The organism is Paenibacillus sp. TC-CSREp1 (assembly GCF_050171015.1).
Lineage (GTDB): Bacteria > Bacillota > Bacilli > Paenibacillales > Paenibacillaceae > Paenibacillus > Paenibacillus silvae.
Genome location: NZ_JBNOKM010000004.1, coordinates 227,484 through 252,828, shown reverse-complemented (window position 1 = coordinate 252,828; position 25,345 = coordinate 227,484). Strand labels below are relative to the sequence as shown.

Annotated in this window: 20 protein-coding genes; 16 read left to right on the top strand and 4 right to left on the bottom strand. The window is 48.4% G+C overall.

Annotation, left to right across the window (positions count from 1 at the left end):
* Positions 1-7 precede the first annotated feature (7 nt).
* The 4 genes from ACQSGY_RS07710 to ACQSGY_RS07695 all read left to right on the top strand — a co-directional run bounded on the left by ACQSGY_RS07710 (position 8) and on the right by ACQSGY_RS07695 (position 4,826).
* Positions 8-991 (top strand): ABC transporter ATP-binding protein, encoded by a 984-nt coding sequence (locus ACQSGY_RS07710; RefSeq protein ID WP_427051391.1) that lies wholly within the window; start codon positions 8-10, stop codon positions 989-991.
* On the top strand, positions 984-1,949 hold the full coding sequence (locus tag ACQSGY_RS07705; RefSeq protein WP_427051389.1) for an ABC transporter ATP-binding protein: 966 nt from the start codon (positions 984-986) through the stop codon (positions 1,947-1,949). The genes ACQSGY_RS07710 and ACQSGY_RS07705 overlap by 8 nt, the downstream gene beginning before the upstream one ends.
* Positions 1,950-2,640: 691 nt before the next feature.
* Positions 2,641-4,104 carry an Msr family ABC-F type ribosomal protection protein gene (locus ACQSGY_RS07700; RefSeq protein ID WP_427051387.1) on the top strand — a complete coding sequence of 488 codons (1,464 nt, stop codon included), beginning with the start codon at positions 2,641-2,643 and terminating at the stop codon, positions 4,102-4,104.
* 191 nt (positions 4,105-4,295) lie between these two features.
* Positions 4,296-4,826 (top strand): hypothetical protein, encoded by a 531-nt coding sequence (locus ACQSGY_RS07695; RefSeq protein WP_427051385.1) that lies wholly within the window; start codon positions 4,296-4,298, stop codon positions 4,824-4,826.
* Between the two features lies 1 nt (position 4,827).
* On the opposite strand, the gene ACQSGY_RS07690 is transcribed toward ACQSGY_RS07695, so the two are convergent.
* The 4 genes from ACQSGY_RS07690 to ACQSGY_RS07675 all read right to left on the bottom strand — a co-directional run bounded on the left by ACQSGY_RS07690 (position 4,828) and on the right by ACQSGY_RS07675 (position 9,147).
* Positions 4,828-5,769 (bottom strand): DUF4367 domain-containing protein, encoded by a 942-nt coding sequence (locus ACQSGY_RS07690; RefSeq protein WP_427051384.1) that lies wholly within the window; start codon positions 5,767-5,769, stop codon positions 4,828-4,830.
* Positions 5,744-6,334, bottom strand: coding sequence for an RNA polymerase sigma factor (locus ACQSGY_RS07685; RefSeq protein ID WP_427051383.1), 591 nt, complete (start codon positions 6,332-6,334; stop codon positions 5,744-5,746). The genes ACQSGY_RS07690 and ACQSGY_RS07685 overlap by 26 nt, the downstream gene beginning before the upstream one ends.
* A gap of 261 nt (positions 6,335-6,595) precedes the next feature.
* A complete protein-coding gene (locus ACQSGY_RS07680; protein WP_427051382.1) occupies positions 6,596-7,828 on the bottom strand; it encodes an aminopeptidase in 1,233 nt (410 codons plus the stop codon).
* 86 nt (positions 7,829-7,914) lie between these two features.
* Entirely contained in the window at positions 7,915-9,147 is a 1,233-nt protein-coding gene (locus ACQSGY_RS07675) for an aminopeptidase (protein ID WP_427051381.1), read from the bottom strand.
* A gap of 270 nt (positions 9,148-9,417) precedes the next feature.
* On the opposite strand from ACQSGY_RS07675, the gene ACQSGY_RS07670 reads away from it, so the two are divergent.
* The 12 genes from ACQSGY_RS07670 (at position 9,418) to ACQSGY_RS07615 (ending at position 25,331) form a co-directional block, all read left to right on the top strand.
* Positions 9,418-9,684 carry a hypothetical protein gene (locus ACQSGY_RS07670; protein ID WP_184185273.1) on the top strand — a complete coding sequence of 89 codons (267 nt, stop codon included), beginning with the start codon at positions 9,418-9,420 and terminating at the stop codon, positions 9,682-9,684.
* Between the two features lie 177 nt (positions 9,685-9,861).
* Positions 9,862-10,671: an MBL fold metallo-hydrolase gene (locus tag ACQSGY_RS07665; RefSeq protein WP_427051380.1), complete on the top strand. Its 810-nt coding sequence runs from the start codon at positions 9,862-9,864 to the stop codon at positions 10,669-10,671.
* A gap of 227 nt (positions 10,672-10,898) precedes the next feature.
* Positions 10,899-11,909, top strand: coding sequence for an aldose 1-epimerase (locus ACQSGY_RS07660; protein WP_427051379.1), 1,011 nt, complete (start codon positions 10,899-10,901; stop codon positions 11,907-11,909).
* Positions 11,910-12,086: 177 nt separating this feature from the next.
* A complete protein-coding gene (gene fumC / locus ACQSGY_RS07655; protein WP_111273343.1) occupies positions 12,087-13,475 on the top strand; it encodes a class II fumarate hydratase in 1,389 nt (462 codons plus the stop codon).
* A 177-nt stretch (positions 13,476-13,652) separates the two neighbouring features.
* Positions 13,653-16,448: a CHASE3 domain-containing protein gene (locus ACQSGY_RS07650; RefSeq protein WP_427051378.1), complete on the top strand. Its 2,796-nt coding sequence runs from the start codon at positions 13,653-13,655 to the stop codon at positions 16,446-16,448.
* Positions 16,449-16,739: 291 nt separating this feature from the next.
* Positions 16,740-18,353 carry a PucR family transcriptional regulator gene (locus ACQSGY_RS07645; RefSeq protein ID WP_427051377.1) on the top strand — a complete coding sequence of 538 codons (1,614 nt, stop codon included), beginning with the start codon at positions 16,740-16,742 and terminating at the stop codon, positions 18,351-18,353.
* Positions 18,354-18,671: 318 nt separating this feature from the next.
* Positions 18,672-19,277 (top strand): 2-oxo-4-hydroxy-4-carboxy-5-ureidoimidazoline decarboxylase, encoded by a 606-nt coding sequence (gene uraD / locus ACQSGY_RS07640; RefSeq protein WP_111273346.1) that lies wholly within the window; start codon positions 18,672-18,674, stop codon positions 19,275-19,277.
* Positions 19,277-19,654: a hydroxyisourate hydrolase gene (uraH, locus tag ACQSGY_RS07635; protein WP_427051376.1), complete on the top strand. Its 378-nt coding sequence runs from the start codon at positions 19,277-19,279 to the stop codon at positions 19,652-19,654. Before uraD ends, uraH begins: the two co-directional genes overlap by 1 nt.
* 88 nt (positions 19,655-19,742) lie before the next feature.
* Positions 19,743-21,059 carry a Zn-dependent hydrolase gene (locus ACQSGY_RS07630; protein WP_427051374.1) on the top strand — a complete coding sequence of 439 codons (1,317 nt, stop codon included), beginning with the start codon at positions 19,743-19,745 and terminating at the stop codon, positions 21,057-21,059.
* Positions 21,060-21,065: 6 nt separating this feature from the next.
* Positions 21,066-22,313, top strand: a complete 1,248-nt coding sequence (locus tag ACQSGY_RS07625) for a pyridoxal-phosphate-dependent aminotransferase family protein (protein ID WP_427051373.1) — start codon at positions 21,066-21,068, stop codon at positions 22,311-22,313.
* On the top strand, positions 22,307-23,902 hold the full coding sequence (gene ggt, locus ACQSGY_RS07620; RefSeq protein ID WP_427051372.1) for a gamma-glutamyltransferase: 1,596 nt from the start codon (positions 22,307-22,309) through the stop codon (positions 23,900-23,902). The genes ACQSGY_RS07625 and ggt overlap by 7 nt, the downstream gene beginning before the upstream one ends.
* Positions 23,903-24,005: 103 nt before the next feature.
* Positions 24,006-25,331 (top strand): 5'-deoxyadenosine deaminase, encoded by a 1,326-nt coding sequence (locus tag ACQSGY_RS07615; RefSeq protein WP_111273360.1) that lies wholly within the window; start codon positions 24,006-24,008, stop codon positions 25,329-25,331.
* The last annotated feature ends 14 nt before the right edge of the window (positions 25,332-25,345 follow it).

The following is a 25,345-nucleotide window of genomic DNA, read 5'->3' as shown; positions in this document are numbered from 1 at the left end:
ACTCCTCATGCAAAATATGATTGAAATCGAACAACTTGAAACTCATTTTTACTCTGAAGAAGGCAGTGTCAAAGCCGTAGACGGCGTTAGTCTGAATGTACGTGAAGGGGAGACGGTGTGCATCGTTGGCGAATCGGGCTGTGGAAAAAGTGTAACCGCCATGTCGATCATGGGATTGATCGAAGAACCGGCAGGCAAGGTGGTAGGCGGTGCAATTCGTTTTGATGGACGGGATTTGCTCCGTGAAAGTAAATCTTCGCTGCGTGCCATTCGTGGCAATGACATCTCTATGATTTTCCAGGAACCGATGTCCTCCTTGAACCCTGTGCTGAAGATCGGTGAGCAATTGATGGAGCCGCTGATAGTGCACTTGAAAATGAGTAAAAAACAGGCTCGCGCACGAGCGGTTGAACTTATCGCCGAAGTTGGCATTTCACGCCCGGAACAGATTGCGAACAGTTATCCGCACGAGCTGAGTGGAGGCATGTTACAGCGCATTATGATTGCTATTGCGATTTCATGTAACCCGAGACTGTTAATTGCGGATGAACCAACCACTGCTCTGGATGTGACGATTCAAGCGCAGATTCTGGATATGCTCCAGCAGATCAAGTCTCAGTCAGGAACCTCTATTCTTATGATTACGCATGACCTGGGGGTTGTTGCCGAAATGGCGGATTATGTCGTTGTCATGTATGCAGGCAAAGTGGTGGAAGAGGGAGAAGTTGTGCAATTGTTTGAGTCTCCCAAACATCCATATACTCAGGGATTGCTTCGCTCCAAGCCGATTATCAATCAACGGCAGGACGAATTGTATTCAATTCCCGGACATGTACCTGATCCGTTATCTTTGAAAGAATCCTGTCATTTTGCTGATCGTTGTGAGCACTGTATGTCGATATGCACCACACAAATGCCGACACTGAAGCAGCTTGAACACGGGCAGAAGGCTGCATGCTGGCTGTATGAGGAGGCGTTGAGTGATGTCTGAACCTTTATTGGAAATCGAAAATCTTAAAACCTATTTTCCTGTTCGCAAAGGTCTATTGAATCGTACAGTAGCCCATGTGAAAGCGGTCGATGATATCAGCATGACAATCCATGAAGGCGAGACATTTGGATTAGTGGGGGAATCCGGAAGTGGCAAGAGCACGGTTGGAAGAAGCATAGTTCGCTTGACGGAGAAAACGGAGGGACAGATTCGTTTTCAGGGTGTAGACGTTCATCAATTATCTATGCAGGAAGTACGAAAGATCCGTCCACAGCTTCAACTTATTTTCCAGGACCCCTACAGTTCGCTGAATCCGCGAATTCGCATTGGTGATGCAATTGGAGAGGCCGTATTGGATCATGGATTGGCGACCGCAAGCGAAGTGCGCGATCTCGTCAAGGAGGTACTCGGAGCCTGCGGCTTGTCATCTTATCATATTGATCGTTTTCCCCATGAGTTTTCTGGTGGACAGCGGCAACGGATCGGGATTGCGCGAGCTTTGATCTTAAATCCAAAACTGATCATCGCAGATGAACCGGTATCTGCACTGGACGTGTCCATTCAGGCGCAGATTATCAACCTGTTCAGGCGGTTACAGCAAGAGCGCGGCCTTGCTTACTTGTTTATTTCGCATGATCTGAGTGTGGTGGAGCATCTGTGTGACCGCATCGGAGTAATGTATCTGGGCTCCATGGTCGAGACGGCTTCCAGAGATCAATTGTTCGGAAACCCGCTGCATCCGTATACGAAAGCCTTGCTATCAGCTGTGCCTGTGCCGATTCCCAAATTGAAAAGGGAACGAATTGTGCTTAAAGGAGATATCCCCAGTCCGGTGAATCCGCCAACTGGATGTAAGTTCCATACGCGTTGTCCATGGGCAGAGGAGATCTGCAAGCAGCAAATCCCGGTGTATCGGAATGTTGGAGAGGATCATTTCGTAGCCTGTCATTTGGTTTGAGGCATGAATTCACCCAAAGATGTATCAAAGCAAAAAAGACGCTACCGACATGTGAATCGGAGCGTCTTCTATTCGGTGTCAAAAGAAAACCAAACGTTATGCGTATGGTTCGGGAAATTGAAACATGATATTGGGAAAATACGATGAAGAAGAAGAAATAGAGGCCCCTTTAGGGGTAGCGCCGAATAAGTAGTGCAGTTCGCGAACGCTTCAGTGCCCTTTTAGGGCTGGCAAGTAACAAAGGCTTTGATTGCCTCCGATGAGTTCTCATTCCGGGTTGACGCCCTGAAGATTCTCATGGTATTATTCAACTCAACAAAAGAGGAGGAGGCTCGTTTCTATGACTCATTCCATGCGTCTTCGATAAGCAGTCAAAAAAGCTGATTTTTTCCACAATCGTGGGCTTTTTTGATTTGCTTATTTTACGTTATGGAGAGACATAGATCGCGATATGGGTAAGCTTATTTAGCTGTATTTATATTGACGTGTCCTTCTATACGTGAGTGATGCAGATTCAAGCCTGATGTGGGCCTGGATCTGCATTTTTTGTTTGTTGCCAACATGTAAAATCCAGAAAGGAGCTAAGACTTATGAGGTATATGCACTGGTATTTCTTTATATAATCCCCCTTCTTTAATCGCAGGTGATCCTGCGAGCGTGAAAACTGCGATTTTAAAGGGAGGTAACTTGAATGAATGCATTGATTAAAGCAAATGAGATATTTGTGGAGTACTCGGGCCGTGACATATTAGATATAGAACATCTGGAGCTTTATGAATATGACCGGATCGGCCTGGTTGGAGCCAATGGGGCGGGCAAAAGCACATTGTTAAAAGTACTGCTGGGTGAAATGTCTGAATCCTGCGGGAGCATTGAAAGAAACGGCAGTTTTGCCTATATTCCGCAGCTGGAGCAGGGCGGGACTGAGGAAGAAGTGAATTATGCGTTAGCTGGCAAGCTTGGCGTAGACAAGGGCAGAGGAGAGCAGATGAGTGGCGGAGAGGAAACACGACTGAAAATTGCTCAGGCTTTGTCGAGGTCAGTACATGGCATTTTCGCAGATGAACCGACCAGTCATCTTGATTCAGAGGGGATCCATTTTCTGATCCATCAGCTCTCTTTTTATACAGGAGCGCTACTGGTCATCAGTCATGATCGGTATTTCCTGGATCAGGTGGTCGATAAAATCTGGGAGCTGAAGGATGGAAAAATTACCGAGTATTGGGGCGGATACTCTGATTATATGGCCCAGAAAAATGAAATTCAGAAAAAGCAGGAAGTTCAGTATCAGCAATATATGACTGAACGAGAGCGGCTGGAAAAAGCAATTGCGGATAAAAAGAATCAGGCCCGGAAAATGGATCAGAAAGAGAAAGGTGCTTCAAGGAAAAACAGCTCCGATCAAGGCGGGCGGCTTGCCCATCAGAAGTCGATTGGAAGTAAACAGAAAAAGCTCCATCAAGCCGCCAGAAATATGGAACAGCGCATCGAAGCGCTGGGAACTATGCAAGCACCAGAGGCGATTCGCACGATTCACTTTCGGCAGAGTCAAGCATTAGAGCTGCACAATCCGTTTCCGATCATCGGAAAAGAGATAAACAAAACATACGGTGATAAAGTCATATTGGAGAATGCCTCTTTCCAAATTCCACTTGGCCGGAAGATTGCCCTGACAGGCCCAAACGGTGCAGGGAAAACCACCCTTTTCAACATGATTTTGAACCGAGAAGACGGCATTACACTATCGCCCAAAGCAGAGATTGGTTATTTTGCACAACATGCATATACGTTTGATCACCATCATGCAGTCATGGAATTTATGCAGGAAAACTGTGACTATCAGGTGCCTGAAATTCGAGCTGTACTGGCATCTCTGGGATTTTCCCAGCATGATGTGCGCAAGTCTTTGGCGGCATTAAGCGGTGGAGAGATCATGAAATTGCAGCTGGCAAAAATACTGCTGGGGCGATACAATATTTTGCTTATGGATGAACCAGGTAATTTTCTTGATCTGCCAGCAATGGCAGCACTGGAGCATTTGATGAGAAGCTACGAGGGTACGATTATTTTTATCTCGCATGATGCCCGGTTAGTCGAAAATGTTGCTGATCAGGTATATGCTATAGAGCATAAAAAAATCGTTCAAATCAGGTAACGAAGAATACCTTACTTGGTTCTTCATACGGTTTGGAAACATTTAGGTTTCAGGGAAATTGTATTCCGGAAATATTAACAGGACGGCTGCCGATCTAGAATCGGTGCGTCCTTTTTTTTTGAAACCAGTTCTTTGGTTAGTTCGTTTAATAGATTACATCAAAATAAAAAGAAGCATGCAGAGGAGGAAAAATGATGAATACTAACCGTGTACGGAGTAAAGAAAGAAACCGATTACCTATTCTGAAAATAGCCATCGTGCTCGCATTAACAACCCCGACCGTTCTGGTCTTGCCCGAAGTCCATTCGGCTACAGCGAGTCCCGTGAATAACGCGATGTCCGGTGCAAAAACGGCTCCGCCGCCGCTCGATTCTCAGGATCATTCCATTCAATCCAGAGCTGCCAACTCCGTACATATCTATCAAGCAGAGAGTACCTTAACCCGTGGAGAGGGGCTTCAGGCTATCATAAAAACAACAACAATGACATACAGGAACATGAAGACTCTTTCCGCCCAATATCGCTTAGAGCGCTGGACAGGAACAGCTTGGGTAACGTACAAAGCAAGCTCTTCCTCTCAGACCCAAACGAGTGTACTATATGCAGGTTCAGATTGGGATGTCCTTGCCGGCTATTATTATCGCGTGGTTAGTACTCATACGGCTTATGATGGAAAGGTGACAGATCAGGTTACACGTACTTCAAACAGTATTTTATTTTAATTTAATTAACTTTGGTGGGAGAGCTTTGCTCCAGAAAATCATTCGCAATCGCAATCATCTCTTCCCGGGTTATCGTTCCAAACAGACTCATACTGAGTGATCCTGTCATCCACTGTATGGAATTGAAGGGTTCTCCGACATATACTAGTGCTTCACTACCATCGATGAGCTTCACAATTTCACTTTCACGCAGCGACGTTTTCTCAATAGACTGCCCGGGCATTACATATTCATAATCGAACATCATCAGTTCTTCGTCTTCCGTTTTGCCTGTGACAGTATAGCGGATTCTCATCCGGTCAGATTCGTAGTAATCGTCTTCATTCACCGGGTTCTCTGTATCCAGCATTAGCATATATTTTATTTTGTCAAAGCGGGCAGGAATGGCCTTGGATACAATAAATTCTCCCATAAATCCGCCCCGGGCAACCTGTTCTGTCACCACAACAGGACGAAACACATGTTTATCCAGCTCAAAGGCAGGAAACTGTGCCTCTTCCTCATGAATCGCACTTAATTCCCTGTCGGGCGGTGGAGGTGTTTTGGCAGTAGAGGGGTCTGGAGCAAGCTGTACCGACTGATCTTCAACGATGATCGATTTCATGCCATTGCTCCAATTTTTAATAGATTGCACAATGGGGGATACGGCTTGTGTCCCGGAGGGCAGACTGAAGATAACAGCTCCAACCATCACGGAGGCAGCAACAATAGTTGACAATTTCAAGGTACGCATTCTCCGTTTCCGAGCGCCCAGTCTTTCGATCTCCTGCTGTACCTTTTGCCAGGATTGGTGCATGGATTCGTTACGCGAGACAGAAGGGGCGGAAACAGCCTGCTGGAAAGCTTCATCAAAAGCCTGCTCAAATGCCGCATCAAAATATTCGTCCTCCAGGCCTGAATCCCATTGTTCTTCGTGCTTATTTTGCCTGCCTCTGGTCAACATTTCCACCCCATTCCTTATGTAATTTCTTCTTGATACTACCTCGGGCCCGGAATAAACGCTGCTTTACAATGTCTTCCGTAGTATTCAGCAATTCTGCAATCTCCCGATAAGAGAAACCTTCCTTCCAGCGAAGCTCCACCAGCACGCGGTATTCCGGCTTTAATTGTGAGAGATACATCTCGATGGATTCCTTCATCATCTGTGTCTCAACCATGCTTTCAACCGAAGCAGCGGTTTGATTCATCGTTTCTATATCTATAAAAACACTATCCGTGTCCAGTTGGTTACGGTTATTTTTATTTTTTCTTAAATAATTAATTGCGGTATTCCGGGTAACGACCTTGAGCCAGGCTTTAAGTTTGACCTCATCCTCAAAGAGGGGTTTGTTTTTAATGATTTTGATAAAAGCTTCCTGAATAACATCCTCTGCTGCTGCTCGTTCCTTGATGATATATACGATCAGTCCATATACCATATTATAATATTCATAATACACTTCTTCCTGAAGTACAGGTCCTAATTGATGAAAATCTGAAGCAAGTAAAAGCTGGAGCCGATTGGCCATGATGTTCTCCTTTCTGGTCAACAGTCCACAAACATTGGTATCATTACATTTTACAACAGATTATGGAAACGTTACAATGTCCGTTAGACCTGATTAACGTCCTGAAAACAAGGAATTCTGGCCCTGCCTGAGGTTTGCTGAAAAATAAAAAACAGACGTTCCTGCAAACCACTAACTGAGGTTAAAGAACCTCTGTTCATTAAGTGGCTGCAAAATCGTCTGTTGAAGAGTGAATGCCAGGCGGCTTGTTCAAATCTGGAATCAGAAAGCCCAATCGCCATTCAGGAAGATGGCCTCACGCTCACCATTCGCTGTGATGCCGTAGATGTCTGCCTCGGGAGAGCCCATCATGAAATCGACATGTGTAATGCTGGCGTTCATGCCGCGGGCTGCAAGCTGCTCGGGAGACATCGTTTTGCCTCCTTCAATATTGGAAGCGTAAGAGCTGCCGATCGCCAGATGACAGGATGCGTTCTCATCATACAGCGTGGTGTAGTACAGAATGCCGCTCTCGGAGATGGGGGAGTGGAATGGCACCAGAGCAACCTCGCCCAGATAATGGGAGCCTTCATCCATGGAAATCAGACGCTCCAGCGTTTCCAGACCTTCCTCTGCATGAAAATCAACAATCCGTCCCTTCTCGAACGTAAGAGTAAAGCGATCAATGATGCTGCCGCCATAACTCAGCGGTTTGGTGCTGGTCACTTTGCCATTTACACCGAATTTCGCCGGAGCCGTGTATACTTCCTCGGTTGGAATATTGGCTACAAACGGAGTACCCTTCTCGTTTACACTTCCTGCTTGAGCCCAAATATGTCCGTCTGGAAGCTCCACGGTCAGATCGGTTCCGGGAGAGAGGTAATGTAGTGCTTTATATTTTTTGTTATTGAGCGCGACAGCACGGGATTCCAGGTGCTCGATATGCTGGTCCCACGCAGCAATGGGATCATCAACGTCAGCGCGCACAGCCGCAAATATCGCGTCCCATAGCTTCTTCATTTGCTCCGCAGCAGGCAGATCCGGGAACACTTTGGCGGCCCAATCCGGTGAAGGGCAAGCGATGCCGGTCCAGCTCATTTTATCTGCCTGCAGGTACTGCCGATATGTACTCATCGCCTTACCAAAGGCACGCTGATGCGCCGATATTCTGGCAGGATCAATTCCCTTCAACAGGTCCGGGCTGGAGGATAGAATGGTCAGAAAAACGGCGTTGTTCGCCGCAAGCTCCTCCATCTCGGCAGCGTGCCATTTGGGCGGCTCATTGAAGGATTCCTCAGGAGCGAGCTCGAACCTAAGGCGGTTAACGGTTTCATCGGAATACTTCACAATGACTTGCTTTGCTCCAGCTTCGTACCCTTTGCGCACGAGTAGCTGCACGAGCGGGGCCGCGTCTATCATGGCATTAATGACAAATATCTGGTCTGGCTGCACGTTTGCCCCAACTTTGACCGCCAGTTCGGCATAATTCTCCAGCTTCTGTTCAAAAGTTAACATGGAAACCCCTCCATCATTTTCAAGGTAGATTATCTAGACACAGGAAAAGAGAGGAGATTTCTCCTCTCTCTGTAGACTAAGGCTGATTAGAAGGCCCAGTTTCCATTCACGAAGATAGGTTCTTCTGCACCTTCAGCGGTTACACCGTTGATGTTCATCTCGCCCGAACCAATCATGAAGTCGACATGTGTCAGACTGGAGTTCATACCGCGTTCAAGCAGCTCTTCCTTGGACATCGTTTTGCCGCCCTCCAGACAGAAGGCATAGGCGTTACCAATGGCCAGATGATTGGATGCATTTTCATCAAACAAGGTATTGTAGAACAAAATGTTGGTGTCCGAAATCGGGGATTTATGCGGAACCAGAGCAACCTCGCCCAGGTAGTGTGCGCCTTCATCCATTTCAATCAGGTTTTTCAGCGCGTCCAGACCTTTCTCGGCCGTGTAATCGACAATGCGTCCATCCTTGAAGGTAAGGGAGAAGCCATCAATCAGATTGCCACCGTAGCTAAGCGGCTTTGTGCTGCGAACCGTACCGTTTACACCCGTTTTCAGCGGTGCCGTAAAGACTTCCTCTGTCGGCATGTTAGCAATGAACACATGACCTTGCTCGTTCACACTGCCGCCAGATACCCAGATATGGCCTTCCGGAAGTTCAATGGTCAAGTCTGTACCCGGAGCGGTGTAGTGAAGCTTTTTATATTTTTTGCTGTTCAGCAGATCGGCGCGGGAATCGAGGTTATGCAGGTGAGTTTTCCATTCTGCGACAGCATCCTGTTCACCAATGCGTACGGTTTTGAAAATAACGTCCCACAGACGGTCCACTTGCTGCGCTTCAGGCAGATCCGGAAAAACTTTTGCAGCCCATTCAGGGGATGGAACAGCCACAATGGACCAGCTGAACTTGTCAGCCATCTGATAAGCGCGATATTTCTCCAGCGCTTTGCCGCGCACTTTCTGACTGGTTACGATGCGCTCTTGAGCAACACCGTTGAGCAGGTCAGGATTTTCGGCAATGACGTGCAGAATGGCTGCACCTTCTTCAACGAGCTCTGTCATTTCGCCCGCAAACCATTTGGGTTCAATAGAGAATGCTTCGTCCGGAGCCAGATCATAATGAAGACGTGTAACGGTCTCATCGCTCCAGTTGACTTTGACAAGCTTGGCGCCCGTGTTATAAGCGGCTTTAACAATAAGGCGTACAAAATGTGCTGCTGTAATCGGCGCGTTCACCACAAGGGTCTGTCCAGGGTGAACATTGACCCCGACCTTGACAGCCAGCTCAGCATATTGCTGCAATTTCGATTCAAAATTGTTCATGCTATTTTTTCCTCCAATGTGATATGAATAACGTAGCTGGCGGGCTTTTCAAAGTCCTCATTACCATAGTGTAAGGAGTCATTAAGGTCCTTCATTGAATAATGTATACGTTGCTACGATATATATTGTACAATTAACCAATAATAATTACCAAACAGCTTTGCCAGAAAGTTGGAGAAAAGTTGTAAATCCAAAGATTTCACCGAATGCTTTACATGAGTGACGGTAGGAGAATCGCTTCAAACGAGAGAGTAAAAGGAGAGTATGAGAGTGAGTATTGAAATTATTCGTGCTGAAATGCGCCGTGAGGACGAAAAAAGCTTTGTAGGGAGTACTGTGTTCAAAACAGAGGGTGACAAGTCCGTATATGAAATTACGTTTATGAGCAAGAACGGCAAGGATTGGGACTACAGCCTGCATTTTACGGAGCAATCCGGTGATGAGGAAGAGCTACTGAAAATGGACGAGCTGCTTGAAAACGACGATGATCTGTACAATCAATTGCTGGATGCAGCTCTGGATGCATACCCGGCTTAATAGGCCAGGCATGTTCTTGTTCTATTGTCCGATCTGTATGACTATACTAGACGGTGTATGCCTTAACAGGGCGTGCGCCGTCTATTTTATTCTGATTACGAATAGATGAACCAGAAAAGGGAAATCTACGAGATGAACATAAGCAGAGACAATTCGCCTGATGGGGGGTAACCGTGAATGGCATTTGACAATCTGATGACATCTGGAATGACCGGATTTGAGGAAGTGGCTTCTGATATTCTGAGTTTACGTACCCTTTTTGTGAATGTCGTGTTCATTGGGGAGCCGGGAAGCAGGAGTTGGGTGCTTGTGGACACAGGCATGCCCAATTTCACGGAACACATTGTTCATGTGGCATCCGAGCGTTTCCATGGACCGCCATCGGCTATTATTTTAACGCATGGTCACTTTGATCATGTGGGGACTGTGGTTGAGCTGGAGCAGTTCTGGGGAGTTCCTGTATATGCGCACCCCTTGGAAATTCCGTATCTTACAGGTTTGAAAGATTACCCCCCGGCAGATCCCTCCGTTGGAGGAGGATTGATGGCAAGGTTATCTTTCACGTATCCGAACGAAGCGATTAATCTGGATGATCGAGTGTTTAGTTTGCCTTCGGATCATTCTGTACCTGGCCTGAGTGGCTGGCGCTGGGTGCATACGCCTGGTCACACTCCCGGGCATGTGTCTTTATTTCGCGAATCGGATCGCATGCTGATTGCTGGCGATGCCATCGTTACAGTGAAGCAGGAATCTCTCTGGAGTGTTCTGCTTCAGGACAAACAGCTTCACGGCCCGCCTGCTTATTTTACAACCGATTGGAATGCGGCGCATCAATCTGTTCACCATATCAGGCAGCTGGAGCCAAGTGTAGCCGTGACCGGTCATGGGCATAAGTTAAGCGGGGAGATGTTGTACACATCGCTCCGGCAGCTGGATGACAATTTTGAAGAGGATACGGTGCCGAAGCATGGCAAGTATGTGGATTAATATGTCATTGCCCGACTTAGGCGGTAGAGCGGGCAGCAGGCCAAGACAGCGCGGAATGAGCAGCTGTCTTTTTTGTTTTGCAAGCGGTTGAGATGAATTGATATCCATTTTATCCATTGTTCAGGAATGTTTAATTTGTTCTCGATCTCAGATTGTTATTTTAGGTGCAGTCATGATATAGTCGAGCCGTATCATATAACCTTAGTATGCAGGAGGTACATATAACGATGACACAACAGAATACAGCATTTGAAGAACAATTCGGAGGCATTCCGGCGGTGTGGCTGCGATTTGGTGCATTTGAAGCGGCGGTCATTCCTAGTATTGGGGCCAACCTGGTTGCGTTCCGGGATACAGAAAAGGGATATCGCTATCTGCGCGAGCCGAATCAGGACGATATGAAGGAGTTTTTGGCGGCTCCTGCCGTGTATGGTATTCCGATTCTATCCCCGCCAAACCGGTACGAAGACGGTCGCTTCCCGTGGAATGGCAATGTCTATCAGCTGCCGATTAACGAGCCTGCTACTGGCAACCATCTGCACGGATTTCTGCATGATGTGGCTTGGACGGTTGAGGGATATGGCTCCAATGATCAGGAGAGTTATGTCACGCTAAGCCAAAGCATTGGGGAAGGACATACATTTTACAAATATTTGCCGTTCACCTTCACTGTAACGCTTCGTTATTCCTTGAGCAGTCAGGGTCTGCAGCAGCAGTTGATTGTGAACAATACGGGTGTCGAGTACATGCCGAATCTGTTTGCATTTCATACTGCGATTAAAGTGCCTTTTGCCCCGGACAGTCAGTCTTCGGATTATACGGCCAAAGTGACGATCGGTCAGCGCCGTGAATTAAATGAACGCTCTCTGCCGACAGGACAATTTCAACCGCTTACACCAGAAGAAGAGCAGATGAAGGCGAACGGAGTAAGTCCGTTTTTTGCAGCAATGGACAATCACTACACAGCGGAGCCGCAAAATGGCCGTAACTACATGGAGCTAACAGATCACCGCACGGGGGACAAGCTGGTTTACGATGTGGGCACATCCTATAAACACTGGATGATCTGGAACAATAACGCTTGTAATGAGTTTTTCTGCCCTGAGCCGCAGATGAATCTGGTTAATGCACCAAACGTAGAAGGTGTTTCTGCGGAAGAGATCGGTCTTGTTGGCCTGCAGCCGGGGGAACTGTTTGAGCAGACAAGCCGTTTGTATCCGATAGCTGCTCGGAAATAGTTTTCATTGTTCTTCAATCGTTTCACAGGCTAAGCGGGCTGAAGGTTCAATTCGTTTTGCGCTACGCTTACAATTTTGTCGAAAAGGTGAAAACCTGCTCGTAAATCATGTATAATATGACGAGATACACAAGCTTTGTAGAGACCCAGACCAACTTTTTTGGAGGAGGACAAGCAAGTGGAATACCGCATTGAGAGAGATACGTTAGGCGAAATGAAAGTACCAGCCGACAGGCTGTGGGGCGCTCAAACGCAGCGCAGTAAGGAGAATTTCCCGATCGGGCGCGAGCATATGCCAATGGAAGTCGTGCGCGCTCTTGCTATTTTGAAAAAAAGTGCTGCGGCCAGCAACCATAAATTAGGCAAGTTATCAGCGGCAAAGGCAGACGCGATTGCTTATGCGGCAGACGAGATTATTGCAGGACGCATCGACGATCATTTCCCGCTCGTTGTATGGCAGACGGGCAGTGGAACGCAGTCTAACATGAATGTGAACGAGGTCATTGCAAACCTTGGTAATCAGTTACTGGAACAGAAGGGAAGCGACGAGCGTCTGCACCCGAACGATGATGTAAATATGTCGCAGAGCTCTAACGATACGTTCCCGACAGCGCTCCACGTAGCGGGTGTTCTGGCTGTGGAGGATCAGCTTCTCCCGGCGATTGCAGTATTGAAAGCAACCTTTGCGGAAAAAGTGGAAGCGTTTAAGGATATCATCAAAATTGGACGTACGCACCTTCAGGATGCGACACCGATTACGCTGGGTCAGGAGATCAGCGGCTGGGAAGCGATGCTGGGCAAGAGTGAGCGCATGATTCGTGAAAGCGTTCAATATATGAAGGAACTGGCGATTGGCGGAACTGCTGTCGGAACCGGAATTAATGCACATCCCGAATTCGGTGATCTTACAGCCAAAGAGATTGGTAAACATACTGGCAAAGATTTCGTATCCGCGCCGAACAAATTCCATGCGCTGACAAGCCATGATGAAGTGGTGTACGCTCATGGTGCAGTCAAAGCACTTGCAGCCGATATGATGAAGATTGCCAACGACGTGCGCTGGCTCGCAAGTGGACCACGCAGTGGTCTTGGCGAGATTCGTATTCCAGAGAATGAGCCAGGCAGCTCCATTATGCCGGGTAAAGTGAATCCTACACAGAGCGAAGCGATTACAATGGTAGTGACTCAGGTAATGGGTAACGATGCAGCAATCGGATTTGCGGCAAGCCAGGGTAATTTTGAACTGAACGTGTTCAAGCCAGTTATCATTTATAATTTCCTGCAATCCGTACAGCTGCTTGCTGATTCGATCGTTGCGTTTAATGACAAATGCGCGGTAGGTATTGAGCCAAACCTGGATCAGATCAAGCATAACCTGGATAACTCACTCATGCTCGTTACGGCTCTGAATCCGTACATCGGTTACGAGAATGCAGCCAAAATCGCCAAGCTGGCGCATAAGGAAGGGTTATCTCTGAAGGCAGCTGCGTTACAAACTGGATTGCTTACAGAAGAGCAATTTGATCAATATGTAGACCCAGCCAAAATGATTGCGCCAAAAGCTTGATTTTTTCATAAGGATCCACCAACATATCATTCCAAAGTACGACCTGCGAAAGTAGGTCGTTTTTCTTATGCCATCGTAATATTTATGCTTGTCAGATGGTATCCACGCATATAAAATACTTATGCAACTGAATTCATGAGCAGATACAGCGCTCGTCTAAATTTGGAGGGTTACGCGTTGTTTAAAACGAGAAGATTTACGATACGCTCCAAAATTGTATTGGGCTATCTTGTAGTTGTGCTTTTATTTGGTGTGGTACTTCTGGTGCTTTCGGCCCAAATTAATGTGCTGCAAAAGGAAAATGATTTTATCAGTCACCATGATCTGGATGTACATAATCTGACAAATGCGATTGAAAAAAATGTGCTCGATATGGAAACCGGGCAGCGCGGATTTATGCTTACCGGGAATGCAACCTATCTCGATCCGTATACCCAGGGGCTGTCTGAATGGGACTCGAATTATAATCAGCTCATTGCACTTATCAGCGATAATCCGGCACAGCAGCAAAGTCTGCAAAATATTAAATCTCATATTAATCGCTGGATCGAGGTTGCCGGTGAACCATCGGTACAGCTCAAAAAAGAAGGAGATCAGGACAAGGTCATCGCTTTTTTCGGCTCCGATCCGGGTAAAATTGAAATCGATCTGCTTCGCTCCCAGCTTGCGGCCTTTCGCAATACCGAGACTATGCTGACGGAAGCGAGGGTGACCGATCTGGCGAACCGCAGTTCCACTTTGTTGACGGTCATGTACACGCTGTGGGGCCTGATTGCAGCAATGTCTATTGCCGCAGCTTTCATCGTCTCCGGTAATATTGTGAAAACGCTGCTGGAAGTGAAACAGACCATAAGTGATATTTCCAAAGGCGGAAATCTGAAGCAGCGTATACGTGTGCGGACAAGGGATGAGGTTGCTGATCTCGGTTATGAAACCAATAAACTGCTGGATGAAGTACAGGAGCAGAACCGTGTAAAGGATCAGATTACAGGCATTGCTACGCTTTTGCAAAATCCAACGACACTCGAAGGGTTATCGCGCTTGTTTCTGAGTGAGCTTGCCGCATTGCTGGAGGTCCCGTATGGTGTGTTGTATTACTGGAAAGGAAATCGTTTATTGCGTGTAGCTGCTTATGCAGGAGATGGTGAGAAGGAACGTTCACTTGGACAAATATCGCTTGCACCGGGTCAAGGCATGGTGGGGCAATGTGCTGTGGAGAAGCGTGTACTGAGAATGAACGATCTGCCCCAGAATTACATTCGGATTTCTTCTGGCCTTGGCTTTGCATCGGCAAGTTCGCTAACGGTTGTGCCTGTATTGTTTGAGGGCAAGACGATTGCTGTTCTTGAGCTTGCTTCCATGAAACCATTACAGGAGCAGGCGATGAAATTAATCGATGAATTAGCAGTTATATTCGGTGTCTCCCTGCATTCTACGGCTACACGAATGGAACTGCAGCACCTTTACGATGAATCTCAGGTTCTGAATGAAGAGTTACAGGCGCAATCCGAGAAGCTGCAGCTTCAAACGGAGGAAATGCAATCCCAGACCGAAGAACTGCAAATGCAGACGGAAGAGCTGTATATGTTAAATGAACGTTTGGAGGCTCAGAAGGGTGCTGCCGAGAGTTCAGCCAAAGAACTTGCGAATGTAGCGGAGCAGTTGCGCACAAGCTCTGGCTACAAATCCGAATTTCTCGCAAACATGTCACATGAGCTTCGTACACCGTTGAACAGTATGCTGATTTTGTCTGAAATTTTGGCTGAGAACAAATATCAGCACTTGAGTCATGAAGAACAGAATTATGCTTCCGTCATTCACAGATCAGGCAAAGACCTGCTGCATCTCATCAATGATATTCTGGATCTCTCCAAGGTGGAGGCAGGCCAGATGGAGGTGGAGTTTAATGAAGTATATCTGGATACCTTGCCCGAAGTAATGAACCAGTATTTCCTGAAGACCGCCGAGCAGAAAAATCTGGATTTCCGCATTCAGCTGCAAAGTCCGCTCCCGGAATCCATCGAAACGGATGAGATGCGGCTGCATCAAATCCTTCGGAATCTGCTCTCTAATGCGTTCAAATTCACAAGTGAGGGTGAGGTGGCACTGACCATCTCTCAAATGACTCTGGATCATGCCGGTCGGGCTGGTCAAGCGACAGAAGTCATCGCTTTTAGTGTGAGTGATACCGGCATTGGAATAGAGGATAGCAAGCTGCTCCAGGTGTTTGAAGCCTTTAAACAGGCCGACGGGGCAACAGCGCGTAAATATGGGGGCACGGGGCTAGGGTTGTCTATTTCGCAATCGCTCGCATCACTGCTGGGTGGTTCCATCTCGGCAGTAAGCCGTCCGGGGCAGGGTAGTGTGTTTACACTGTTCCTCCCGTTGTACAGAGAGGGCTCGGATATACCGCATGGGCCTAATGCCAGATTGTTTGTGAGCGAAGCGGCAGGTAGTACAAGTGCTGCATCAGAAGATCAGACCTTGTCTTCACTGGCTTCCGCCTCCTCGACGACATCATTGTTCCAGACACCGGAGGAAAGCCCTGAAATTTGGCTCACACCGCTTGAGGAAGCGATGATAAGCGGGCGTAAAATTCTTGTCGTGGATGATGACATCCGCAACGTTTATGCGCTTGCCAATGCGCTGGAGCATTACGGTATGCATGTGATCTCCGCGCAGAATGGTACCGAATGTCTGGAGCTACTGGAGTATGGTGGACTGAAGCCTGATGTTATTTTGATGGACATTATGATGCCGGAGATGGATGGATATGAAACAACTCGCCAGATTCGGGAGCGGCTGGGCTTGACCGAGATTCCGATTATTGTGCTCACGGCCAAAGCGATGAAGGAAGATCGGGAAAAAAGCATCGCTGCTGGAGCGACGGACTATCTGAGCAAACCGCTCAATGTTAAAGATGTATTGTCCCGAATGAAATTATGGATGACTCACGAAAAAATGGAGATCTAGAGTAATCGGATGTATTTATCCATCTATTCTGTGGAGCGGCTTATTTCAAAAATGAGCATGCTTCAATCGACTTATTGAACCTATGCCATGGATCGCATGATGATGCGGTCTGTAGGCCATAGGTTTTATTTTTTTTCATGTCAGCTTCTTTTCGGAAAATGATGTTATAATACTTAACAACAAATTCAGTTTCGTTGTCTGATGCAAGAGTTGATTGAATACGATAATGAAAAGAGTTGATTTATATTTAGATATTTACATTATATGTTAAGTATGTGGGAGGTGTTGTCCATGCAGCTTACCGTTAAAGAGGCTTTACAGGTATACCCGCTGTCTGAGGCCAAACTGGTGGCGGGCGGAGAAGGGACTTCGCGCATGATGAAATCCGTGAACGTCATGGACGCTCCTGATATTGCGGACTGGATCAAGTCTGGAGAGATGCTGTTTACAACCGCTTTTATTATGAAGGATAGCGAGACGGATGCACTGCATCTGATGCGGCGCCTGAATGATCGTGGGTGTGCGGGACTGGGCATTAAACTCGGGCGTTTCTGGCAGTCCATTCCCGACGGAATTATAGAAGAGGCGGATCGGCTTCGCCTGCCACTGCTGGAGCTTCCGTTCCAGTTCACTTTCTCTGATCAGATGAATGCTTTATTTAAGGTCGAGCATGAACGGAGTCACCGGTTGCTGCACGAAGTGGTGCAGAAACAGAAAAAGCTCATGCAGTTTGCACTGCAGCAGCAGCACCACCGCAACGTGTTTGCGGAAATGTCGAGCATCCTGAATTATCCGATTGCAGTCATCGGCTCGCGCGGGCATGTGCTCTATGGCAATGAGGGAATGGGGGAGCAGGCGGTCACACAGGGCTGGCCCTGGAAATCGGTTATGCATCGCGTGAAATGGAATCAGGGCAGCTGTCATCGGGTACCGATCAGGCAAAGTGATGAGGAGTTTGGTTTTCTGCTGGTATATACGGACTCGGCCTTGTCTTTGCGAGCGGAGGAGGAGCTGTTTCAGCAGGCGGCTGATGTACTTGCCTTTTACATGGATATGACCTATCGCGAGCATATAAATCCGACGGTTCAGGATGAGATGCGCACGCTGCTTACACAATATGTGGATCAGAAATTGACCATTCAGGAACTGATCACTTTAAGCGAAAATAAAGGCATGCATTTGTTCCAGGGCACGTATCAATGTGTGCTGACCACGCTGGAGCCGAACGTTTTTGCTGAGGGTAAACTGCTCAAGCAGATTCACCGGGAACTGCAGTACAATCCGCTGATGCAATTTACGGCGTCCCAGCATTTTCAGATGAATGAAGGCATTCTGTCCATCTATACCTGTCCAACAGGACGGGATTATGGGGATGAGTTATCTGCGTTTCTCCTGAACCGATTCGGGGATGTGCTCACAGCACAGGAGGCAAAAGGAGCGCCGGGGCCCCGTTTCTGGATCAGTAAAATGAAACATGAACCCGTGTCGCTGCGTGAAGCGTATCATGAATGTCTGGATACACGTCAGCTTGCTCACCGGTTTGGAATGAAGGATCGCGCGCTGCAATTTGAAATGCTGGAGTTTGCATATGTATTTCAGCATGTACCGGAGCAGATTATGGAGAACTACTGCAATAAGGTGCTGGAGCCTTTACTAGCCAAAGACGGTGATCCCAATCAGGTGCTTATGAACACGCTGGAATCCTTTATCGAGAACGATGGACTGATTAATGAGGCAGCCAAACAGCTGTTTGTGCACCGCAACACCGTTACCTACCGTATGGAAAAGATCGGCAGCCTGCTGCAAATGGATTTCAAAAAAACGAATGATCTGCTCAAACTGAAGCTGGTGTTCACCTTCCGTAAATTTGTGCGTGATAAAGCATCGGTCAGACCCCGTATCTAACAAATGAACGATTCATAAATGATGGATTGAAAATAATGATGTGAGATAGAAACCAAAATCAGGATTAAAGTTTTTCACCCATCAGACCTTATGAAGAATAACAATGTATCAGCCACAGAATAAACCGCACCTTGTAATTTGAGGTGCGGTTTATTGACGTTAAAAGAGGGAAAATACACGCTAACCCGTGCATGAATAACAATCCGCATGTTTTATGTTATGTTATATAACAAATTTGCGTAAATAATGTTGCCGCGTAACAAGATGGTGCTTAAAATAAGGAAAAATCATCGCTATAAAAAGACCGGGGGGGTTAACATGCACAATCTTCTTCATCTCGTTAACAGCTGGTCAGAATCACAATTTGTACAGACCTTTGGTTCTTTATTTGAAGAATCAGCCTGGATTGCAGAACGCTCTGCCCCGCTGAGACCCTTCGATTCCTTCGAAGAGATGATGCAGACCATGATACAGCAAGTTCTAGGCTCGGAGTATAAGGAACAGCTGGAGCTGCTTCGCAAGCACCCCGACTTGGGGGCAAGAATCAGCATGAGCAGCAGTTCGGTACGGGAGCAGGCCGGTGCGGGTCTTGATTCGCTCACGCCGGAGCAATTTAGGGAGATGCAGCAGTTAAACAGCATATATACAAGCCAATATGGCTTTCCATTTATAGTGGCAGTGAAGGGCCATACAACCGAATCGATTCTTGATTTGATGAGACAGCGACAAGGGCGAGCCGCGCAGCAGGAGTTTGAGACGGCATTGAAGGAAGTGTTCAAGATAGCCGGGATACGTCTGCAGCAATGGCTTGAAGAACATGGGCAGGAAACTGAATCCGGGCAGAGTTCTTCTAAGCCGTTTTCTTCAATGAACGTATCGTATACAAACCGTGCGGAGAAAATCCCGGAAGAAGGTGATGTCTGATGGAGCAGCATAACGGTCGCATTACGACTCATGTGCTGGATACGTCCAAAGGTGTGCCTGCTGCGGGGATCAGGATTGAATTGTATTTTATAGAACGCACAGGAGCCGAAGCAGGCAGCATCAAGGTGACAGAAATGCTGACCAATGCAGATGGACGACTGGATCAGCCTATGCTTGCGGATGGAAAACTTCAAACGGGAGAATATGAGCTGCTGTTTCACGTGCATCCATACTTCGCACAAAGTAACAGAAATGATCCGCCAAGTTGCTTGTGGACTGCGGTGCCGATCCGTTTTGCTGTAACCGATGCGACAAGTCACTACCATATTCCGCTCTTGATTGCTCCGGGAGGATACAGCACATATCGGGGGAGCTGATTAAGAAATCACGGAATAACAGGAAATCTGAAATGAAGCAATAACAACTATGAGAAGGTTATGTGTAAAGGGATGGAGGTAAGACGCTATGAATGAGTCCGGGCGATATGCCTCTCTCAATACAAACGATTTCCTCGCAAAAGTCATAAGCCTTCCGGATGTAGAGAAGGTAGAACTGCAAGCCATGTTAGATTGGCTGGCTGGTTATGGAGCGGATGAACAGGGCGGTGTAACGAGGTTGTTATATGACAGGGCCTGGTGTGATGCACAGCAGGCTCTCGCTGTCAAAATGCAGGAAAAGGGGCTTACGGCCGAGTTCGACCAGTCCGGCAATCTGTTTGGCACACTGCAGGCTGATCCTGATTCTTCGGCTGCGAGTGCACACGATCTGCCCATCGTAACTGGCTCACATATTGATTCCGTAGTACACGGCGGCAAATATGACGGGGCCTACGGCGTAGTGGCCGGAATACTGGCTCTGGAATATTTGAAGCAGCAGTTCGGAGCCCCTCGGCGTACGCTCCAGGTTGTTTCGCTTTGCGAGGAGGAGGGCAGCAGATTCCCCTTTGCCTATTGGGGCTCGCGCAGTATAACGGGCGCAGCTCATCTGCAGGATGTGCGTGAGCTTCAGGATGCTGGCGGGATGAGGTTTGAAGACGCGATGACTCAGGCGGGTTTTGGACCTGGTAGCCATTATCGGGCAGCCGAGCGCAAGATTGGAGCGTTTATCGAGCTTCATATCGAGCAAGGACAGGTGCTGGAACGTCTGGGGCATTCCATCGGTATCGTATCAGCTATTGTAGGCCAGAAGAGGTTCAGTGTGACGGTTAGTGGAGAAGCCAACCATGCAGGCACAACACCGATGATCTGGCGGAGGGATGCACTTGCCGGGGCTGCCGACATGATCAGTGCAGTCAGACGAATTGCGCTGCAGGCAGGGCAGCCGCTTGTGGCAACGGTAGGACAGATTATCCCCGATCCGGGTGTAGGCAATGTAGTGGCAGGGCGAGCCGTGTTTTCGCTCGACATTCGGCATATCCAGCAGGAGAGCATAGAGCAATGCTGGAAGCAGATGCTGGAGGCTTTTACCACGATTGCAGAGGAGCATCAGCTTGAGCTGGATTGGGAAGAGCATCTGTCAGTTGCTCCTATAGCTATGAATGCCGGGATTATTCAGGACATTCAGGAAATCTGTATCCAGGAGCAGTTGTCCAGTCACACGATGGCAAGCGGTGCCGGTCATGATTCGCAGATTTTCCAGCCTGCATGTCCGACGGCGATGGTGTTTGTACCGAGCTCCAGCGGAATCAGTCATAATCCGCTTGAATTCACAACTGAGGAAGATTTGATGCGGGGCTTTCGGGTACTGGTCAGACTGCTCTACAAATACGGTTACGGGAGCTGAATGAACATGGCTGTCTATAAAGAGTTATCGCCGTCCTTGCGGACCATTATGACCCCGGGACCTGTTGAAGTTGACCCACGTGTATTACGAGCGATGTCCTTCCCTGTTCTCGGGCAGTTCGATCCCGAATTCACTTCACTTATGAATAACACGATGGCTATGCTTCGTGAGTTATATATGACGAGCAACGTATGGAGTTACCCGGTGGATGGTACGTCCCGCTCCGGCATTGAAGCCGTGCTGGTCAGTCTGATTCAGCCGGGAGACAAGGTGCTTGTGCCAGTCTACGGCAGATTCGGCCATTTGCTCGTGGAAATCTCCGAGCGATGTGGCGCTGAGGTTGTTTTTGTTGAAACAGAGTGGGGGAGGGTCTTCGATCCCGAAGAAATCATCAATGCCATTCATCTGCACAAGCCAAAGCTCGTTGCTGTGGTGCACGGTGAAACCTCAACGGGTCAGATGCAGTCTCTGGCTGACGTTGGCAAGGTGTGCCGGGAACTGGACATCCTGCTGGTGGTGGATGCCGTTGCAACCATTGGCGGTACGCCTGTAGAGACAGATGCATGGTATCTCGACGCCGTGATTGGTGGAACACAGAAATGTTTGTCCGTGCCGTCCGGCATGGCGCCGATCACCTACAACAATCGTGTAGAGCAGCAGCTGATGAGCCGCAAAACGATCGAACGTGGACTTCGGGATGCAGATGGTGCTCCAGCTGGAGAGCGAACGATTGCAAGCAATTATCTGGATCTGAGTCAACTGCAGGATTATTGGGGGCCAGCAAGGCTGAACCATCATACGGAAGCTACATCCATGCTTTATGGTCTATATGAAGGGCTGCGCATTGTGCTTCAGGAAGGACTGGAGGCGCGTTATCAGAGACATCGAATCAATGAACAGGCACTAATGGCAGGCATTAAGGGAATGGGACTGTCATTGTATGGTGATCTGTCCAGCAAGCTGCCGGTGGTGACCTGTATTCACATTCCTCAAGGCATCGACGGGGAAAGCGTCAGAAATATGCTGCTGTATGATTTTGGTATCGAAATTGCAAGTTCATTCGGTCCGTTAAAAGGGAAAATCTGGCGCATTGGCACGATGGGGTTCAGCTGTCAGCGTAAAAATGTGCTTCATGTGCTGGGTGCTCTGGAAGCGGTGCTGCGGCGCCACGGTTGTAGTATATCCTCGGGCGAAGCGGTGCAGGCGGCTTTGGACGTCTATGCAGGGAAAGGGAAGGAGGGAGTATTATGCTGAATCAGATGCCAATGGCAACAAGCTCCATGGTGACGACACCACATTATCTGGCAAGTGCTGTTGGAAGCTCTATACTGCAGCAGGGTGGCAATGCCTATGATGCTGCAATAGCGGTAAGTGCAGCACTTGGTGTGGTCTATCCGCATATGACCGGAATAGGCGGCGATGCATTTTTTCTGATTCATGATGGAGCGAGTGGCGAGATTACGGCGTACAACGGAAGCGGCCGCTCGGCGTCCTGCCTTCATGCAGATACATTCAAAAAGATGGGCATGAACGTCATTCCTCGGCGCGGGGTGCTTAGTGCAATTACCGTACCTGGGATGGTGGATGCATGGTGGGCGGTCTGGTCCCGTTACGGCAGACTGGCGTGGGAGCAGTTGCTTGAACCGGCCGTGCAGTACGCAGACCAAGGCTGCCCGGTATCGCGCGATCTGTCGTTATGGCTGGAGCAGGATGCGGAGCTGATTATGGGACATACGCCGCTGCGAACCGTATTTGCCCCGGAGGGTACTCTTTTGCAGGAAGGAGACCTGCTCATTCAGAAACAACTGGCAGCTTCCTTGCGACAGCTTCAATCGGGTGGACGGGAGGCGTTCTACACGGGGGAGCTGTGCAAACAGATAACTATGGCGATTCAGGAGGATGGAGGTATGCTCGCGGCAGCGGATTTTGCGGAACATCAGGGCGAGTGGGTAAAGCCAATCAGCACGAATTATCGTGGTTATGAGGTTCATCAATTGCCGCCCAACACACAGGGCTTCTCCATGCTGATGATGTTAAATATGCTGGAGCATGTAGATATGGCTGCCGTAGCACGTACGTCCCCTGAATTTTATCATCTGATGGCGGAAGTGGTGAAAAAGGCATTTCGAGACCGGGATCGGTACCTGACCGATCCTGATTTCAGAGAAATTCCTCTGGATCGTCTGTTATGCAAAAGCTATGCAGATGAATTATGGAGCGAAATCCAGTCTCATCCGACAACAGCTCAACCGTTTTTGTCCCAAGCCATGGGTCAGGATACGGCGTATGCAGCGGTGGTGGATGCCGAAGGCAATGCGGTTTCCTTTATTCAAAGCCTGTATTTTGATTTTGGCGCAGCTTATGTACCGGGAAATACAGGAGTTTTGATGCAGAACCGAGGTTCGTTTTTTTCACTGGACTCGAGGGAAGCCAACGTACTGGAGCCGGGTAAACGTACTTTTCATACGCTTATGCCCGCTTTGGTCACACGTGACGGAAAGCCTTATATGCTCTTTGGCACGCAAGGCGGGGAAGGGCAGCCGCAGACGCAGTTATCTGTTCTCACAGGTGTGGTGGACTATGGCATGAGTATACAGGAGGCGATCAATCTGCCGCGCTGGCTGTATGGACGTACCTGGGGAGAACAAAGTGATACGCTGCGTGTAGAGAATCGATATCACGACGACGTGTGTGCTGCTCTCGCGAGCTGGGGACATAAAGTGGAAGCCAGAGCGCCGTGGGATGGAGTTATGGGGCATGCACAGGGCATCGTTATTCGAGCGGACGGCATGATCAGCGGTGCGGCTGACCCCAGGGGAGACGGCATGGCTATTGGTTTGTAGGTTTGTAGCTTTGTAGTCATTAGATGAAGGCGGGTCTTCCGACATCCCGTAGAGAGTGGACATAACCAAGTAGAGAAGACAGAACCGGATGGGGGAGATTGGCATGGGCACGATTTTGCTCAAGGGCGCACAGCTGGTCACGATGAATGCAGAGGAAGACGTATTTACGGGAGATCTGCTGATAGAAGATAACAAAATCAAGGAAATTGCAGTGAACATTGAAGAAAGTCAGGCGGATCAGGTGATAGATGCGAGGGGCAAGGTGCTGTTGCCCGGCTTTATCCAAACACATATTCATCTGTGTCAGACACTGTTTCGCGGACGTGCAGATGATATGGAGCTGATGGATTGGCTGCGCAAGCGTATCTGGCCGCTGGAAGCCGCACATGATGAGGAGTCTGTGTATTACTCGGCGTTGCTTGGACTTGGTGAATTGATCTCCAGCGGCACGACAACGATTCTGGACATGGAAACGGTGCATCATACGGAATCTGCTTTTCAGGCCATGGCACAGAGCGGTATTCGGGTCATCTCCGGCAAGGTAATGATGGATCATGGAGATGAGGTGCCTGAACCTCTGCGTGAAAATACAGCGGAGTCGCTGCAGCAAAGCGTGGATCTGCTGGAGAAATGGAACGGATTCGGCGGCGGCCGCATTCAATATGCGTTCTGTCCGCGGTTTGTCGTTTCCTGCACGGAGGAATTGCTGGTGGAAGTGCGCGACCTCTCCAATAAATATCACGTCAAGGTCCACACCCATGCTTCAGAGAACAGGGGCGAGATTGAACTCGTTGAACATGAACGCGGCATGCGCAACATCGTTTATCTCGATCACATCGGGCTGGCTACACCCCGATTGGTGCTTGCGCATTGTGTGTGGCTGAGTGAGGAAGAGAAGGAAATTATCCGCAAGCGTGGAGTCAAGGTCACTCACTGTCCAGGTTCAAACATGAAGCTCTCCTCCGGGATTGCAGAGATTCCCGATCTGCTGAATCGGCAGATTGCCGTAGGTATTGGTGCAGACGGGGCTCCATGCAACAACAATCTGGATATGTTTCAAGAGATGCGAATGACGGCGCTGATTCAGAAGGTGCCGCATGGACCGACGGTGATGGATGCCAGAACGGTACTGCGCATGGCAACGATGGGTGGTGCAGAGGTGCTGGGCATGTCCAAAGAGATCGGCAGTCTTGAAGCAGGCAAAAAGGCGGATATGATTCTGCTGGATCTCGATGATTTTCACACTTACCCTTCCTATGAAACAGATATCTATTCCCGTGTCGTTTATTCGGCAACCCGAAGCTGTGTGGACACAGTCATTATTGATGGCAGCGTTGTGCTGAGCAACCGCAAAATACAAACGATTGACCGCAGTATTGTGCTGCGGGAGTCGGATAAAAGCATTGCACGTCTGATGAAGCGGATGTAACGACCGCACAAGAT

Excerpts from the sequence above, each read along its gene's own strand:
- ACQSGY_RS07645 (WP_427051377.1), top strand. The coding sequence starts at position 16,740 with ATGCAGCTTACCGTTAAAGAGGCTTTACAGGTATACCCGCTGTCTGAG.
- ACQSGY_RS07625 (WP_427051373.1), top strand. The coding sequence starts at position 21,066 with ATGGCTGTCTATAAAGAGTTATCGCCGTCCTTGCGGACCATTATGACC.
- uraD (WP_111273346.1), top strand. The coding sequence starts at position 18,672 with ATGCACAATCTTCTTCATCTCGTTAACAGCTGGTCAGAATCACAATTT.
- uraH (WP_427051376.1), top strand. The coding sequence starts at position 19,277 with ATGGAGCAGCATAACGGTCGCATTACGACTCATGTGCTGGATACGTCC.
- ACQSGY_RS07675 (WP_427051381.1), bottom strand. The coding sequence starts at position 9,147 with ATGAACAATTTTGAATCGAAATTGCAGCAATATGCTGAGCTGGCTGTC.
- ACQSGY_RS07665 (WP_427051380.1), top strand. The coding sequence starts at position 9,862 with ATGGCATTTGACAATCTGATGACATCTGGAATGACCGGATTTGAGGAA.
- ACQSGY_RS07695 (WP_427051385.1), top strand. The coding sequence starts at position 4,296 with ATGATGAATACTAACCGTGTACGGAGTAAAGAAAGAAACCGATTACCT.
- ggt (WP_427051372.1), top strand. The coding sequence starts at position 22,307 with ATGCTGAATCAGATGCCAATGGCAACAAGCTCCATGGTGACGACACCA.
- ACQSGY_RS07705 (WP_427051389.1), top strand. The coding sequence starts at position 984 with ATGTCTGAACCTTTATTGGAAATCGAAAATCTTAAAACCTATTTTCCT.
- ACQSGY_RS07710 (WP_427051391.1), top strand. The coding sequence starts at position 8 with ATGCAAAATATGATTGAAATCGAACAACTTGAAACTCATTTTTACTCT.
- ACQSGY_RS07660 (WP_427051379.1), top strand. The coding sequence starts at position 10,899 with ATGACACAACAGAATACAGCATTTGAAGAACAATTCGGAGGCATTCCG.
- ACQSGY_RS07630 (WP_427051374.1), top strand. The coding sequence starts at position 19,743 with ATGAATGAGTCCGGGCGATATGCCTCTCTCAATACAAACGATTTCCTC.
- ACQSGY_RS07615 (WP_111273360.1), top strand. The coding sequence starts at position 24,006 with ATGGGCACGATTTTGCTCAAGGGCGCACAGCTGGTCACGATGAATGCA.
- ACQSGY_RS07690 (WP_427051384.1), bottom strand. The coding sequence starts at position 5,769 with ATGTTGACCAGAGGCAGGCAAAATAAGCACGAAGAACAATGGGATTCA.
- ACQSGY_RS07700 (WP_427051387.1), top strand. The coding sequence starts at position 2,641 with ATGAATGCATTGATTAAAGCAAATGAGATATTTGTGGAGTACTCGGGC.
- ACQSGY_RS07680 (WP_427051382.1), bottom strand. The coding sequence starts at position 7,828 with ATGTTAACTTTTGAACAGAAGCTGGAGAATTATGCCGAACTGGCGGTC.
- ACQSGY_RS07685 (WP_427051383.1), bottom strand. The coding sequence starts at position 6,334 with ATGGCCAATCGGCTCCAGCTTTTACTTGCTTCAGATTTTCATCAATTA.